Raw genomic sequence first — 15,003 nt, forward strand, 5'->3', positions numbered from 1 at the left:
CGCGTCATGACCGTGCAGCTGCTGCGAAGGTCACAGCCTGTCCACAGCGCATCTTGGGGAAAACGGGGAAGGAACATACTAGACCTTGATCGGGTTACGCCACTTTGCCACGGTGGGGCAGCACCGCGCCGGAGAGTTTCGCATGCGCTTCATCCATTCTGCCGACATCCATCTGGACAGCCCGCTCTCAGGGCTGCGCGCCAAGGCGGGTGCGCGGGGGGATGAGCTGGCGGGGGCCACCCGCACCGCCTTCACCCGGATGGTGGACTATGCGGTGGAGCAGCGGGTCGATCTGGTACTGATCGCGGGCGACCTCTATGACGGCGACTGGCGGGACTTCACCACCGGCCTGTTCTTCGTGGACGCCATGGCGCGATTGTGCCGGGCCGGGATCCGGGTGGGGCTCATCAAGGGCAACCACGATGCCGAAAACCTGATGACCCGGAACCTCCGCCTACCGGAGAACGTGCATCTCTTCTCCTCCCGCAAGGCGGAAAGCTGGGTGCTGGAGAATCTGGGCGTGGCGGTGCATGGACGCAGCTTTCCCAGCCGGGCGGTGACGGAGAACTATGCGGCCTCATATCCCGCGCCGCAGGCCGGGCTGCTGAACATCGGAATGCTGCACACCGCCGCCGACGGCCAGTACGGCCACGCGCCCTATGCCCCCTGCACGATCGCCGACATGGCGGTGAAGGGCTATGACTACTGGGCGCTGGGCCACATCCACAAGCGCATGGTGCTGAGCCAGGACCCCTGGATCGTCTTCCCGGGAAATCTTCAGGGCCGCCATGCCAATGAGACCGGCGCCAAGGGCTTCAGCCTGGTTACAGCGGAGGGCGGGCGCATCCGGTCGGTGGAGCATGTGCCCATGGATGCGGTGCGCTGGGAACAGGCAGCCTGCGACCTCACCGGTGTTGCCGACCAGGACGCCGCTTGGGACCGGGTGCGCGCCACGTTGGACCGGGCCGTGGAAGCGGCGGAGGGCCGGACCCTGGCCCTGCGGCTGCGCCTGACCGGAACCACGGCGGCTCACCGGGCGCTGGCCGGAAATCCCGACCGCACGGCGGCGGAGTGCGAGGCTCTGGCCGCCCAGGCCGGCGGCGATATCTGGATCGAGCAGGTGCGGGTGGAAACCAGTGACGCCGTCAGCCCGGCCGCCCTGGACGGGGACGCGCTGGGCAGCCTGTTGCGCACGATCGAGGATATCGGCAGCGACCCCGCCGAGCGGGAGGAAATCCGCGCCATGCTGGAAAAGGGTCTCGCCAAGATGCCGCCGGCCGTGCGGGAAGAGGCGGAGCTTGATGCCCTGGACGGCGATCTGCTGGACAGGGTCCTGGCCGATGCGCAGGCCATGCTGATGGACCGGCTGCTGGGGGAGGATGGCCGATGAAGTTCGACCGGCTGGAGCTGGAGCGGTTCGGCATCTTCGACGGCCATGCGCTGGACCTGTCGGATGGCGAGGTGCGGCTGCATGTGGTGCACGCGCCGAACGAGGGCGGCAAGTCAACGGCGCTGGCCGCCATCTGCGACCTGCTGTTCGGCATCCCCGCGCGCACCCCGTATAATTTCAAGCACAGCTACGACCGGCTGCGCCTGGGGGCCGCCATCACCAATACGGCCGGGGAGAAGCTGAGCTTCAAGCGGCGTAAGGGAACCGCCAACACGCTGCTGACGCCGGACGAGGCGGCTCTTCCCGACAGTGTTCTTGCGCGGTTCCTGGGCGGCATCGACCGGGAGGGGTTCGAGCGCATGTTCGCGCTGGACCATCTGCGCCTGCGCAAGGGCGGGGACGCCATGCTGGCGGCCGGCGGCGACCTCGCCCGCTCCCTGTTCGAGGCCGGCAGCGGACTGGCCGGCTTGGCCGGCATCGTGGCGGGGCTGGAGAAGGAGGCGGATGCTATCGGTGCGCTGGACCAGCGTCGCTCCGCCGCCAAGCCCTATTGGGCGGCAGAGGGAGCCTGGACGGAGGCACAGGAGCGTATCCGCAAGCAGGCGCTGAAGGCGGAGGAATGGGCGGCTGCCAGCGGCGCCGTCCAGGCGGCGGAGGAGCGCCGGCAGGCACTGAATGGTGAATTGGCCGCCCTCAACCGCCGGCGCAGCAAGCTGGAGCGCATTCGCCGCATCCAGCCCATTCTGCGCCGGCTGGACGATGCGGCGACGGCGCTGGCCGCCTTGGCCGCCGCCCCCGATTTGCCCGACGGGTTCGAGGAGCGCTGGCGCGACGCCCTCCAGCTCCGCCATGTGGCGGCAGAGGAGGTGCGTCGGGCTTCCGAGATGCTGACGGTGCTGGAGCAGGCCGGGGCCGACCTCGGCGATCCCGGTCCCTGGCCGCTCCTGGCTGGGGAGATCGAGGCGCTGGTCACCGACCTTGGCGATTTCCGCACCAAGCTGGCGGACCATCCCAAGCTGGGCCGCGACATCGCTTTGGCGGAGGAACGCATTGCCGATCAGCTCCGCGAGCTGGGGCTGGAGGTGCGATCCGGCAGCGTGGAACCGATGCTGCCCGCCCGCCCCGTCATCGCCCGCATCCGCGAACATATCCAACTCCGCGCCCGCATCGACGCCCAAAGGGAAAGCGCGGAGAAGGAGTTGGCCGAGGCCGAGGAGGCCCTGCGGAGCAAGGAACAGGCGCTCCAGGCGTTGAGCAATCCGGCGGACCCAGCCATATCACGGGCAGCACTGGACCAGGCCGGCGATGCACGCGACCTGATCGTGCGGCTGAAGCAGGGCGAGCTGCGGCTGGAGGAGGCGCAACGCGACCTCGCCCTGGCACTGGACCAGCTGGGCCGCTGGGCCGGCACGGCGCAGGAGCTTGCGCGCGTGCCGGTGCCCAGCGCTGCCTTGGTGGCGGAGCATGAGCGGCAGGCGGAGGCGCGCGCCGCCGAACGCGCCCGCTGGATCGAGGAGACCGACAAGCTGGCAGCCGAGCTGCGCCGGGTAGAATCGGAGTTGGCCGGGCTGCAGGCAGCCGGCACGGTGCCGACGCCCGATGCCGTGCGTGCCGCCCGCGCCCGCCGGGACGAGGCCTGGGCGGGGCTGCGCCGCCTGCATGCGGAAGGGCTGCTGCCCAACCCTGCGCAGGATGCGGAGTTCGAGGCAGCCCTGCGCGAGGCGGACGAGCTGGCCGACCGCGTGGCGGTGGAAGCCAAGCGCATCGCGGACTTCGCCAAGCTCACCGCGGCCAGGGTGCAGGCGCAGGCGGATGCAGCCGAAGTGGCGCGGCGGCTCACCGATCTGGATCGGCAGTCGGCCGAGGCCAAGGCCGATTGGCAGGCGCTGTGGAGCGCCAGCGGCGTGCTGCCCGGCCGGCCGGGGGAAATGCGGGACTGGCTGGCCCGGCGCGACGAGGTGCTGCGCCGCCTGGATGTCGCCGGCCGTGCGGCTGCCTGGCTGGCGGAGGTGCGGGCGGAGGAGGAGGTCGTGCGCGGCCACCTGCTGCGCGCGGCGGAAGCGCTGGGGCTGGATTGGGCGGATGGGTTGGATACGGCCAGCTTGCGCGACCGGGTGCGCACCGCCTTCCAGGCCGCCGAACAGGTCTGGACGGACTTCCGCACCCTGCGGTCGGGGGCGGAGGAATGCCGCGCCGTTGTGGCCGCACGCAGGCGTGAGCTGGAGACGGTGCGCGCCAAGGTCGCCGCCTGGATGCGGGACTGGGCCGTGGACATGCCGCTGATCGGCCTGACCCAACAGGCCGGCCCCGGTGCGGCGGAAGCGGCGCTGGGCGTGTGGGAGCAGATCGGCAAGACGCTGGGCGATGTCGCCCAGCGGCGGCACCGGCGCGACGGCATCGCCAAGGACCTGGAAAGCTATCGTACCCGGCTGGCGCAGTTGCTGGACCGGCTGGGACCGGCGGCCGATGGCCTGGATCGTGCCGCCGACCCGTTGGAGCTGGTGCCGGCCCTGGCCCGGCGCAGGGCGGAGGCGCATACCGCCGCGACCCGGATTGAGGAGCATGCGCGCCAGCTTGCCCGCGCCCGCCAGACCCGGGAGGCCGCGCAGGACAAGCTCGCAGCGGAGGAGGCCGTCTTGGCCGCACTCCGCTCCGCCCACGATCTGGACTCCGATGCCGACGTCCCCGCTCTGGCCCGGCTGGCGCTGGAGCGCGCGCGGCTGGCAGCCCAGGCGGAAGAGGCGCGGCAGGACCTGATCGGCCATGGCGACGGTCTGGACGACCAGGAACTGCGGGCGGAGGTGCAGGAGATCGATCCGGACGATCTCGCCGCCGAAATGATGACGCTGGAGGAGGATTCTGCCCGGCTGCACGCCGCGCTTCAGGAGGCCGCAAGCGCGGTTACGGCTGCGCAGACGGAGCTGAAGGCGCTGGAGGCGCGGGACGGCATCCGCGGGGCAGCCCAGGATGCCGCCAACGCCGCCCGCACCATGGGGCAGCATGCGGCCACCTGGATACGGATGAAAGCCGCCTGCCACATCCTGTCCCGTGCCGTGGAGCGGTACCGCGCCGCCAACGAGCATCCCATGATCCGCCGCGCCAGCGCCCTGTTCGGCCTGATGGCGGGGACCGGCGATAATCCTGTGGTGCGGCTGTCAGTGGACTATGCCGATGCCGACCATCCGGTGGTGGTGGGCATCCGCCGGGATGAGAGCCATTGCCCCGTGGAGGGGATGAGCGAGGGAACCCGCGACCAGCTCTATCTCGCGCTCCGCATCGCGGCGGTGGAGCGGGCGATCGAAGCCGGGGAGCCGCTACCCTTCATCGCGGACGACCTCTTCATCACCTCGGACGAGCGGCGGACGGAGGCCGGCCTGCGGGCGCTGGCCGATCTGGGGCGGTCGACACAGGTGCTGCTGTTCACCCACCACGAATATGTGGCGGAGGCGGCGCGGCGCATCCTGCCGGCGGGTGCGGTCCGAATCCATAATCTGGCACAGGCGGAAGCGGAGCCGGTGCCGGCCTGAGCCGGCGCCGCTCCATTCCGGCGCGGGATCACTGGGGCGGGGCGCCCGGCGGCACGGCCCCGGTCTGGCCGTAGCGGCTTTCCGCGTCCGCCATCATCCGGCGGCCATCGCGGATCAGCTCCTCGCCCTCATCCACATTCTCGCGGCCATCTTCGAGTTGCTCCCGGCCCTTGGCGACCAGCTTCTCGCCCTCACGGACCTTCTCCGCACCTTGGGACCAGGTCTGGCCGATCTCCTCCAGCCCGGCGCCCTGGTTCTGGAGCCGCTCGCCAAAGGTGGGCGGATCGTCGCTGGCACAGGCGGACAGGGCCAGTCCCGCTGCAAGGATAGTGGATGCGGTGAACAGGCTCTTCATGCCTCAAGGTCCTCTTGTCTGGTCCAGATCATGTAATTCGCCGCCGGCTAGGAATATTCGCACTTTCTTATCTGCGAACAGGCCGGCCCGACTACGTAAGTGGTGCCAACAAGAAAGCCGTTGTTTTGCTCCAAAAAAAAGTCGCCGCGGCGGTTTTCACCCCGCCGCGGCGCATCGTTGGGGCAAGTTCCTCCCGGTTTAGACCGACAGGCCCTTGGACAGGGGCAGCACGGTCACGGTCTGCCCGTTCAGGGCGCGCATCGCATTTGCGACGGCGGGGCCGACAGGCGGAACGCCGGGCTCGCCGATGCCGCTGGGGTGGTTGTCGGAGGGGACGATATGCACTTCCACCACCGGCATGTCCTCGATCCGGAGCGGCGTGTAGCTGTCATAGTTGGTCTGGACCGGACGACCATCCTCCAAGGTGAGCTCCTCCCGCAGGATGGCGCCGAGGCCGAAGCCGACGCCGCCTTCCATCTGGGCGCGGATGATGTCGGGGTTGATGGCGATGCCGCAATCCACTGCCGCGACCACCTTGTGGACCTTGGGCAGACCGCCTTCCATGGAGATTTCGGCCACCTGGGCGACCACGCTGCCGAAGCTCTCATGCAGGGCAATGCCGCGGGCACGGCCCTCCGGCAGCTTGCCACCCCAGCCGGCCTTCTCCGCCGCCAGGTTCAGCACGGTCAGATGACGCGGATGGTCCTTCAGCAGACTACGGCGCAGCTCCACCGGGTCCTTTCCGGTCTCCGCCGCTACCATGTCCAGCATGGTTTCCATCACATAGGCGGTATGGGTGTGCCCGACGGAACGCCACCATAGCACCGGCACGCCGACCTCGGTTGCCGTGGCCTCGACCTTCATGGCCGGAATGGCGTAGCGGGTGTCGGACACTCCCTCCACCATGGTCTGGTCCACGCCGGGACCGGCGAAGGGCGTGCCGGCCATGATGGACTGGCCGACCACATGGTGGGTCCAGCCGGCGATGCCGCCATCCTTGTCCAGCCCGACCTTGACGGCATGCACCGTCAACGGACGGTAGCGCCCGCCGGTCATGTCGTCCTCGCGGGTCCACTGCACCTTGACCGGGGCCTTCCAGCCGATGGCCTTGGCCGTCTCCACCGCCTCGACGATGATGTCGGCGTCGAACACCGCGCGCCGGCCGAAACCGCCGCCGGTCTTCATGACATGCATCCGCACCTTGTCGGGGGAAAGACCCGCGACCTTGGCCGCGGCCTGCTGATAGACATCCGGGGCCTGATGCCCGCCCCAGACCTCCAGCACCCCGTCCTGCATGCGGGCGACGGCGTCCAGCGGCTCGATTGCGGCGTGGGCCAGATATGGGAACTCGAAGGTCGCGGTCAGGGTTTTGGCGGCCCCCTTCATTGCGGCGGCGGCATCGCCGCGCTCCACCGCCACCTGGGCGCCGGGCTTGGCCGCGATCTCCTTGTATCGCGCCATCAGCTCGGCGCTGCCGCGCTTCTCCGCCGCGGACAGGTCCCATTCCACCTTCAGTGCCTCGCGGCCCTGGATGGCGGCCCAGGTGTTCTTCGCCACGACGGCGACGCCGCGGGAGATCGGCACCACATCGACCACGCCGGCCACCTGCCGGGCGGCCTTGTCGTCGATGCTCTTCACCTTGCCGCCGAACAGCGGCGGGTGGGCCACCACGGCGGTGAGCTGGCCGGGCAGGCGCACATCGATGGTGAAATCCTGCTTGCCGGTGGATTTGGCGCGGCTGTCGAAGCGGCGAACCTGCTCGCTGCCGATCTGGGTCCACTGGTCGCGGGTCTTCAGCACCACGTCGGCCGGCATGGGCTGGCTGGCCGCCTCATCTGCGAAGTCGCCCAGCGTGACGCTCTTGCCCGAGGCGTGGACCAAGCGGCCCTTCTCCACGGTGATCTCGGAGGCCGGAACCTTCCAGGCCTCGGCGGCGGCGTTCACCAGCATGGTGCGCGCGATGGCGCCGGCCTGACGATAGCGGTCCCAGGACGACATCATGGCGGTCGAACCGCCGGTGAGCTGGAGGGCGCCGCCCATGGCCAGATTGCCATAGGTCTTCGGATCGCCTGCCGCACCTTCGATCTTCAACTGGGACCAGTCGGCGCCCAGCTCCTCCACCACCAGCGTGGCGACGCCGTGGAACACGCCCTGTCCCATATCCATGTGCGCGACCTTGACGGTCACGGTATTGTCCGGGGCGATGTTGATGTAGGAGCCGAACGGGTTGACCGGGGCGGGGGCCGGGGCAGCGCCCTCGGCCGCCAGTGAGGGCAGGGCATTCAGGCCGATGGTAAGGCCGGCGCCGGCTGCGGCGGCGCCCAGCAGGAAACCGCGGCGGCTGGGGCGGGCATCGGCGAGCGGGGCGGAGAGGTGACGGGCGTAGCGCATCATCGGGTGCATGGTCGTTCTCCCCTCAGGCCAGCTTGGTCGCGGCGGACTTGATGCCGGCGCGGATGCGCTGATAGGTGGCGCACCGGCACAGATTGCCGGACATCGCGGCGTCGATATCCTCGTCCGTGGGCTTCTTGTTTTCGGTCAGCAGCGCCACGGCGGACATCACCTGGCCGGACTGGCAGTAGCCGCACTGGGGCACATCCAGCTCCGTCCAGGCGGCCTGAACCGCCTCCGCCACCGGGCCGGCGACGCCCTCGATGGTGGTGACGGCGACACCCTCGGCGGCGGAAACCGGGGTGACGCAGGAGCGGGTCGGCACACCGTCCAGATGCACGGTGCAGGCGCCGCACTGGGCAGCGCCGCAGCCGAACTTCGTACCGGTCATCCCCAGCTCGTCGCGGATCGCCCAGAGCAGCGGCATCTCCGGATCGATGTCCAGGGTCCGCTCCTCACCGTTGATGGTCAGTTTCATGTCGCGCCTCCGCCAGAATGCAGGATCGAAAACGGCCGTCTGGAGCGGCCCCGATGCAGGAATAGAAGGTTCGGGCGGCAAAGCAAAGCACGCCCGTGCCGGGCCGGAATGGCCTGACCATGAATGTACAGCATGGCGCGTATGTGGCTGTGAGCGCCGTCACGGGCCGGGGCGGCGGAAGCTGGGCAGGATCAGCCCAGCTTCAGCACATTGCCGGCATTCGGGTCCAGCCACAGCCGGCCGGGACCGGGATTGCTGGTCGGGACGCCGAAGAACTCCACCCCGTTGCGGACGATGAGGCCGCTATCCGCAGCCACCCGCGGCGAGTGGCGGGAGGACTGCTCCTGCGCTTCATGGAAGCGGATGGTGTTCAGCTTGCCGCCATCGATGGCTGCGCCCAGCTCCGTCCGCGTTTTCCGGCTACCGCCCCACATGGCATAGCGGTCTACATGCAGGCAGCTTTCGATCAGGTTGTTCTCCACCTGCCCGCCGTCGGCGATGCGGAAGGCGGCGCACTCCTCCGACCGGTTCTTCTTGTCCTCGAACGCCTTGTCCACCGAGCCGACCCCGTTCGCAAGGCAACCGATGATCTGGTTCATGCGGGCATGTCCGCTGCCTACCCGGCGCCCACGGGTACGGGGATTCCAGATGCGGAACCCATCGCCCCAGGTATCCTGCACCTCGCATCCCAGGATGATGTTGCAGGTACCACCGATGCTCATCCCGTGGCCCAGCCGCTCCCCGGAATCGAAGCTCCATTCGCCGGTGAAATACGCCTTGCAGCCGATCAGCATCGTGTTCGACTGGCTCAGCAGGAAGCCCTCCCGCCCGGTGGCCGCGGCGATGCAGTTCATGACCCGGTTATCGAACCCCTCCACCAGGGCGAAGCCTTCGTACCGGGTATTGCTGACCATCGTGTTGATGATCCAGTTGTCGCCATATCCGCGCAGATGAACTCCCCGCCCGCGCACGGACTGGACAACCACATCGTCGATGACGCAACGGGGCACCAGATGCCCGTCGATGGAGGCGCTGGCGTACTCCTTCTCCTTACGTGAGTTGTGCCAGCGGATTCCGGCCACCTCGTCCGACCCGTCGGTCTGTCCGAAGATGTCGCCGTCCAGGGTCATGGACTGCACCCGGCAGTCGGCGAAGGCACCCTGCCTGTCGGCGTCCGCCCAGATGATGGAGCAGTTCTGGCGCGGTTGCAGCTTCAGCCGCGTCGCCTCCCGGCTTGCCCCGACCAGATGCACGCCGGTCTTCTGGTTCAGTCCGGGGGCGGAGAGCATGTAGGTGCCGGGCGGCAGGAACACGACGCCGCCCCGCTCATTCTCCGCCATCGCGTCGATGGCCATCTGGATGGCCGGGCGGTCGTCGCCGGTGCCGTCGCCGCGGGCCCCGTAGGGCGGTCGGGTGACGTCCACCCATTGGGCGCCGGCGCGGCCGGGGGAGGTACGGGCGGGCGCCTCCTGCTCCAGTGCGGCAGCGGCGCCTGCCGCGCCGAATGCCCCCAGTGCGCCCAGCCCTGCAAGCCCGGCCAGGTGACGCCGGGTCAGTCCTTCGGGTCCGCCGGAACTCATGCCATGCGGCTCCGCTCATGTGTCGACATGGGAACGGGCGGCCGGTCGCCCAGCCGCCCGGAACAGGGAAAACAGACCATCATCACTGCTCGTACGTCTCCAACTGCAACGGGCCGCCATCTGCGGGAACGCGCACCCGCTTGCCGGCCAGGGGGACGTCCAGGGTAAGGTCCTGCGCGGCTGTTTCGACAGGCGCAACAAAGGCGTAAATATTCAGGTGGGTGCTGGGCAGTTCGTGCATCGACGACTGGATGGGGATCGTCCGCAGCAGCTTGAAGTGATCCGTCTTCAGATATTCCAGGAAGTCCTTATGGATCGGAAGCCCGGTCCAGTCGTGGGATTCCGCCACGACCATCGAGACCTTGTTGCGGCTCAGCATCTCGCGGATATCCTCCCGCGACTGCGCGTGGACCTTGAGCCAGGTCGTCGCCTCAATGGCGGAAGAGGTAATCAGCTTGTCGCCACGCAGCACCACGGTCCGCCGCCGCGGATCGAACTGGCGGACGAAGTAGGTAAAATAGCCGTTGTTGTGGGCCTGGATCAGGACGGCGCGGCCGGGGTTGTTCTGCACCACATAGGCGGCCGCCTCGTCATAGCCGGAGCGGTAGGCCGGCACGGTCTGCAGGGTGCCGACGATATTCACGACCACGGCGACGCTCATCACCGCCACGCCGGCCGCGACCGCCCGCCGGTCACGCATGTAATGCAGCGGCAGGGCAGCCAGGACACAGAAGGCCGGCACCCAGAAGATGGCGTAGCGGGGCAGCTTCGGATCGTTGAGGGCGGTGAAGAAAAGATAGGTGGCCAGGATCAGCAGCCCGAAGAAGACCACCCGCCGGTCGCGCCGGATCACTGCCCAAGCCGCGCCCACGGCGCTCAGCAGCAGTACCGGCCAGGTGAGCTGATCCTGCACCAGGAAGCGCAGATAGACTTCCAGATTGTCGATGTGCCAGCGGGGAAGCTGCTCTCCGCGCGGATTGTCGCCCACCGACTGGGCGATGTTCAGGTCGCCGAGCCAGATCGTCATCACCGCCAGGGGGATGACCAGAACCGTGCAGAGCGCGGCGGCGGCCCAGACCGTGCGGTTGGCCAGAACCTGCCGCGGCCCCCAGGCCCACAGGATATACGGCACGAACCACAGCACGGCGAAGGCGGCCGTCTGCTTGGTCCACATGGCAATGGCGAACAGAACTGCCGCAAGATAGGCGTCGCGCGGGCGCCGGCTGTCCACATAGCCGTGGAACGCCCATGCCGTCAGCAGCAGCATGGACATGGTCGGCACTTCGCCCATCGTGTACCAGGACCACTGGGCGATGAAGGGAAGCGACACCAGCATGGCCGCCGCGGCGCTGGCCGTCAGCGGGTCGAAGATGCGGGACACCATTCGGGTCCACGCCGCCACCCCCAGCATAGCCAGAGCAACGACGGCCAGCCGGGCGGTCACCATGCTGACGCCGCCGAACGCGAAGAACAGCGCCTCCACCGCCGGGAAGAAGGGCGGCCGATAGCCGATGCTGAGGGCCGGATACTGGGCGTAGTAGCCCAGCGCCCACTCCAGTAGGTTCGACAGCGGCAGGGTGCGGACCAGATCGTAGATGAAGACCCCGTCCATCAGGATGCGGTCGGCATCCGGGAAGCCGAGGCTGGGATCATCGATCCGGCGCGTGAACAGGACGGCCAAAAGCACCAGCGGCAGGATCAGAAGGATCGTCGATCCCGACCGGGCCCATCCGCGGCGACCGGCAACCTGCGATCCCGGTGCTGCAATGACGCTGGCATCGGCGGAGGGCGGCATGCGTCGTCCTTTCCTTGGCTTTTGAAGGCATGGACTGGGGGGACACGCGCATTCCCGGCGCATGGCCAGCGCCGCCGGCCCTGTGGGTTCCTCACCGGATGAAATCGGAATGCGGTCCCGGCGGCATCCTTGCCCCGGTCCGGCAGCTTCCGCGACTACGCAGGGGTGGACCGGCCGCACTCAGCAGGGCTAGTCAAGCGACACGCTTGCGGAGCATGAGAGCAGGAGAAGCGGAGATTTTGCACCGCAGCATTAAGCCGCGCGGAGGATGTATGCGCCATTTTCGCAAACATCCAACGTGTATGCATGTACTATTGAACCCGCTTAGTCATGTCGGGTTCCCGGTTATGTACACAGGAACCCGCATTCTGTGACAATACCGTTCCAACTTATTTACAGGGTGGAAGGTCCGCTAAATGCTTAACGGCGCAGCCGTTCCACGTTGGTGACGGAGATGGTCGTGCCTTGCATACAGGTGCTGGCCTGCGCCTCCCGGCCATACACCCGGACACGATCGCCCGGCCCGATAGGCCCCAGATCGGCCCCCGTCAGGGTATAGAGCCGGCCATCGTCGCCACGCATGGCCGGGCACTCCACTCCCTCGCGGGTCAAGGTGCCGACGATCCCGGCGGAATCCGACATTCCGCCGCCCTGGGCCACCTCCACAGGGCTCGACGTCGCCACTATGCCCTGCTCCGGCACCTGGATGGCGAAAAGGAAATCCGGATAGTCGCCCGAGATGCGCGGCATCTGCACCTCCGCCCGCACGCGCCCGGCCTCGTCGGTGCGGGCCGGCAGAAGGGGAAGATAGTCGGATTGCGGCGGCCCAGCGGCGATCATCACGTCCGCACCGGCCGGAAATCCCTCGCCATTGATGGTGACCACCTCGCCCGGCGCGGCGCGGCGCGGGGAAACATCCACCAGCGGCCCCATCGCCACTTCCAGCCGCTGGCAGCAGCCAGCCACCGGTTCCGCCCCGGCTCCGATCAGAAGCAGGTCATAGGTGTCGTCGCTGTCCGACATGCCGTCGCCGCACCTGCCCTCCTGCACCACCGCATAGGCGTCCGCCGCACCGGTGCGGTCCTCCAGCGGCACCACCCAATGGCCACTGCGGTTGGCTACGTTCTGCGGAGTGGCGGTTTGCAAGATTCGGTCATCCTGGCCGGGGCCGGACAGCCGGGCATCTTCCGCGGTCAACTCCATGGACCAGAAGGGCTCCGTCCCGGTGCACTGAAGGGGCGGCAGCCCCTCCGGTTCCGACCAGCTCCGCTGTGGGCCTGACTGGCGCGGGTCGCCCTGGCCCGGCGGGGGCTTCCATCCCTCCCAGGAGATTGGCGGCCCGCTCTGCGCCATGGCAGGAAAAGTCATCGCCAGGATGATCCAGGCGGCTGGCAGGATTGTCAGGCGGAAGGAATTCATGGCGGACCTCCAGTACCGGTATGAGCCGATATGGTCCAAACCAGCAATGCCGGCCGGGCGTTCCTCCTTTGCGCGGCGGCAAAGGGCGTGGCGGACGGCACGGAAACCGCCGGTCACCTCTTCATACCGGGGTACTCCCGCCGCGATGAACGGGCCTTATCCGGGTGGTGCTATATCAGGTACTTCGAACATAGCTGGACCGAGATGGCCATGCCTCAGACGTCTTCCGGACATGACCCGGACGGAGCTGCCGAGCTGACGCCGGAGCGGGACAGGCTCGACGCGCTGGACCGGCTTCGGGTTCTGGATACGCCGCCGGAAGAGGCCTTCGACCGCGTCACCCGGCTTGCCGCCCGGCTTCTGGACGCGCCGATTTCGCTGGTCAGCCTGGTGGATGAGCAGCGCCAGTGGTTCAAGTCGAATTACGGATTGTCGGTCTGCCAGACCGACCGGGATATCGCCTTCTGCGCCTATACGATCCGCAGATCCGAACCGTTCGTGGTCGAGGACACCTGGGCCGATCCGCGTTTCCGCTCAAACCCGCTGGTGACCGGCGATACCAATATCCGCTTCTATGCCGGAGCGCCGCTGCTGACCGCAGGCGGGCACGCGGTCGGCACGCTCTGCATTCTGGACCATGTCCCCCATCCGGACTTCGGAGATGAGCAGAAGCGGCTTTTGATCGACTTGGCGGAAATGGTGGTGGAACGGCTGGAGGTCCGGTGCGTCGTCCAGGCGCTGCATGAGGAGGTGGAGGCGCACCGGCGGACGGAGGAGGCGCTCCGCGGCAGCCTTGCCGACCGGGACGCGCTGCTCCGTGAAATCCACCACCGAGTCAAGAACAACCTCCAGGCCATCGCCAGCATCATCCAGGTCGAGGCGGTGCGAATGGGGCAAGGGACGCCGGCCCGCGCCGTGATGGACAGGATCGGGGAGCGGATTGCCGTCATGTTCCGCATCCACCAGACCCTCTACACGACGGAGGAGCTGGACCGCGTCGATGTCGGCGAGCAGATCTGCGAAGTCGCGGCGCGTCAGCTCGGCCTGCACGGGCTGGAGCAGGCGGTGGAAGTGGATGCGCGGTGCGCGCGGGTCTGGCTGGACAGCGACACCGCGCTGCGCGTCGGGCTCATCGCCAACGAGCTGATCGACAACAGCCTGCGCCACGGCTTCGCGCCGGACCGCCGGGGCGTTCTGTATATCGGGTTGGAGAATACCGGCCAGAGCGGCTTCCGGCTGGTGATCCAGGACAATGGCGATGCGGCGCAGGGCGGGGAGGATGGCGTCGGGCTGATGCTGGTCCGCGCCTTGGCCAACCAGATCGAGGCTACGTTCGAGAGCGGGCCGGTCCAGGGCGGCTGGCGGTCGATGCTGGATGCGCCGAAGCCGCCTGGAACATCTTGCCGGCCCGATGTGCCCGTCCCTCAGGCGTAGACTGCGCCGAACCCCAGCAGAAGCCGCACCAACCCGCCCTCATCCACCACCATGGCGGCCTGGCCGGGGGTGAACCAACGGGTTTCGCGCTGGCTTTTCTCCGGCCAGTCCTCAAGCTGCCGCTCCACCTGCATGACGAAGACGGAAACCTGACAGGGTACGAAGGTCTTCTCGTCCAGCCACTTGTTGTAATGGTAGCTGCCGATGCTCTTCTGCTCGATCCGGCCGATCAAACCGGCCTCCTCATAGGCCTCGCGCGCGGCGAGCTGCCAAGGCTTGTGGTCCTTTTCCGGCCAGCCTTTGGGCAGCACCCAGCGCCGCGTCTCGCGGGAGGTTACCAGCATCACCTGGGGAAAACCGTCCACGATGCGAAACGGAAGTGCGGCGTACTGTGTGCGCGGCTCGTCGCTGCTGATCTTGTTCTTCTTCATCGATTCCCGATGCTGCCCGGCGGCCTTGTGTTCGATGGGCTCAAAGGACAGCATTACATCATTTGCTTATGAAACAGCTAAATCCAACCAACCCAAAGCCGGGCCAATTGGGGCTTGGCTGTGACATATAGGTGCCCGAGCTGCCTGTTTTCAGGGCAACCTTGGTCCAGGCTACGGCAACCTACGGCCTAGGTCGCCTATCC

General features: G+C 67.9%; 10 protein-coding genes. 3 read left to right on the forward strand and 7 right to left on the reverse strand.

Annotated features, from left to right (window positions below; genetic code table 11):
* The first annotated feature begins 142 nt into the window (after positions 1-142).
* The gene (locus DOL89_RS17410; RefSeq protein WP_119680651.1) at positions 143-1,390 is read left to right on the forward strand and encodes a metallophosphoesterase family protein; all 1,248 of its coding nucleotides are present in this window, start codon (positions 143-145) and stop codon (positions 1,388-1,390) included.
* Complete coding sequence (locus DOL89_RS17415; protein WP_119680652.1) at positions 1,387-4,917, forward strand: YhaN family protein; 3,531 nt, start codon at positions 1,387-1,389, stop codon at positions 4,915-4,917. Before DOL89_RS17410 ends, DOL89_RS17415 begins: the two co-directional genes overlap by 4 nt.
* A 28-nt stretch (positions 4,918-4,945) precedes the next feature.
* Here DOL89_RS17415 and DOL89_RS17420 read toward each other — a convergent pair whose 3' ends face one another.
* From DOL89_RS17420 to DOL89_RS17445, 6 genes are all read right to left on the reverse strand, one after another.
* Positions 4,946-5,272 carry a methyl-accepting chemotaxis domain-containing protein gene (locus DOL89_RS17420; RefSeq protein ID WP_119680653.1) on the reverse strand — a complete coding sequence of 109 codons (327 nt, stop codon included), beginning with the start codon at positions 5,270-5,272 and terminating at the stop codon, positions 4,946-4,948.
* A gap of 198 nt (positions 5,273-5,470) precedes the next feature.
* Positions 5,471-7,666 carry a xanthine dehydrogenase family protein molybdopterin-binding subunit gene (locus DOL89_RS17425; protein WP_119681339.1) on the reverse strand — a complete coding sequence of 732 codons (2,196 nt, stop codon included), beginning with the start codon at positions 7,664-7,666 and terminating at the stop codon, positions 5,471-5,473.
* 22 nt (positions 7,667-7,688) lie between these two features.
* Positions 7,689-8,141 carry a (2Fe-2S)-binding protein gene (locus tag DOL89_RS17430; protein ID WP_119680654.1) on the reverse strand — a complete coding sequence of 151 codons (453 nt, stop codon included), beginning with the start codon at positions 8,139-8,141 and terminating at the stop codon, positions 7,689-7,691.
* Positions 8,142-8,332: 191 nt separating this feature from the next.
* On the reverse strand, positions 8,333-9,721 hold the full coding sequence (locus DOL89_RS17435; protein WP_119680655.1) for a right-handed parallel beta-helix repeat-containing protein: 1,389 nt from the start codon (positions 9,719-9,721) through the stop codon (positions 8,333-8,335).
* Positions 9,722-9,803: 82 nt separating this feature from the next.
* Positions 9,804-11,516, reverse strand: a complete 1,713-nt coding sequence (locus DOL89_RS17440; protein ID WP_162937624.1) for an ArnT family glycosyltransferase — start codon at positions 11,514-11,516, stop codon at positions 9,804-9,806.
* Between the two features lie 420 nt (positions 11,517-11,936).
* Positions 11,937-12,935, reverse strand: coding sequence for a DUF5818 domain-containing protein (locus DOL89_RS17445; RefSeq protein WP_119680657.1), 999 nt, complete (start codon positions 12,933-12,935; stop codon positions 11,937-11,939).
* A 210-nt stretch (positions 12,936-13,145) separates the two neighbouring features.
* On the opposite strand from DOL89_RS17445, the gene DOL89_RS25005 reads away from it, so the two are divergent.
* Positions 13,146-14,369 carry a sensor histidine kinase gene (locus DOL89_RS25005; RefSeq protein ID WP_162937625.1) on the forward strand — a complete coding sequence of 408 codons (1,224 nt, stop codon included), beginning with the start codon at positions 13,146-13,148 and terminating at the stop codon, positions 14,367-14,369.
* Here DOL89_RS25005 and DOL89_RS17455 read toward each other — a convergent pair.
* Positions 14,360-14,800, reverse strand: coding sequence for an NUDIX hydrolase (locus DOL89_RS17455; RefSeq protein ID WP_119681340.1), 441 nt, complete (start codon positions 14,798-14,800; stop codon positions 14,360-14,362). The two genes, DOL89_RS25005 and DOL89_RS17455, sit on opposite strands and share 10 nt — an antisense overlap.
* Between the last annotated feature and the right edge of the window lie 203 nt (positions 14,801-15,003).

It is taken from the genome of Indioceanicola profundi, assembly GCF_003568845.1.
Classification (GTDB): Bacteria; Pseudomonadota; Alphaproteobacteria; order Azospirillales; family Azospirillaceae; genus Indioceanicola; species Indioceanicola profundi.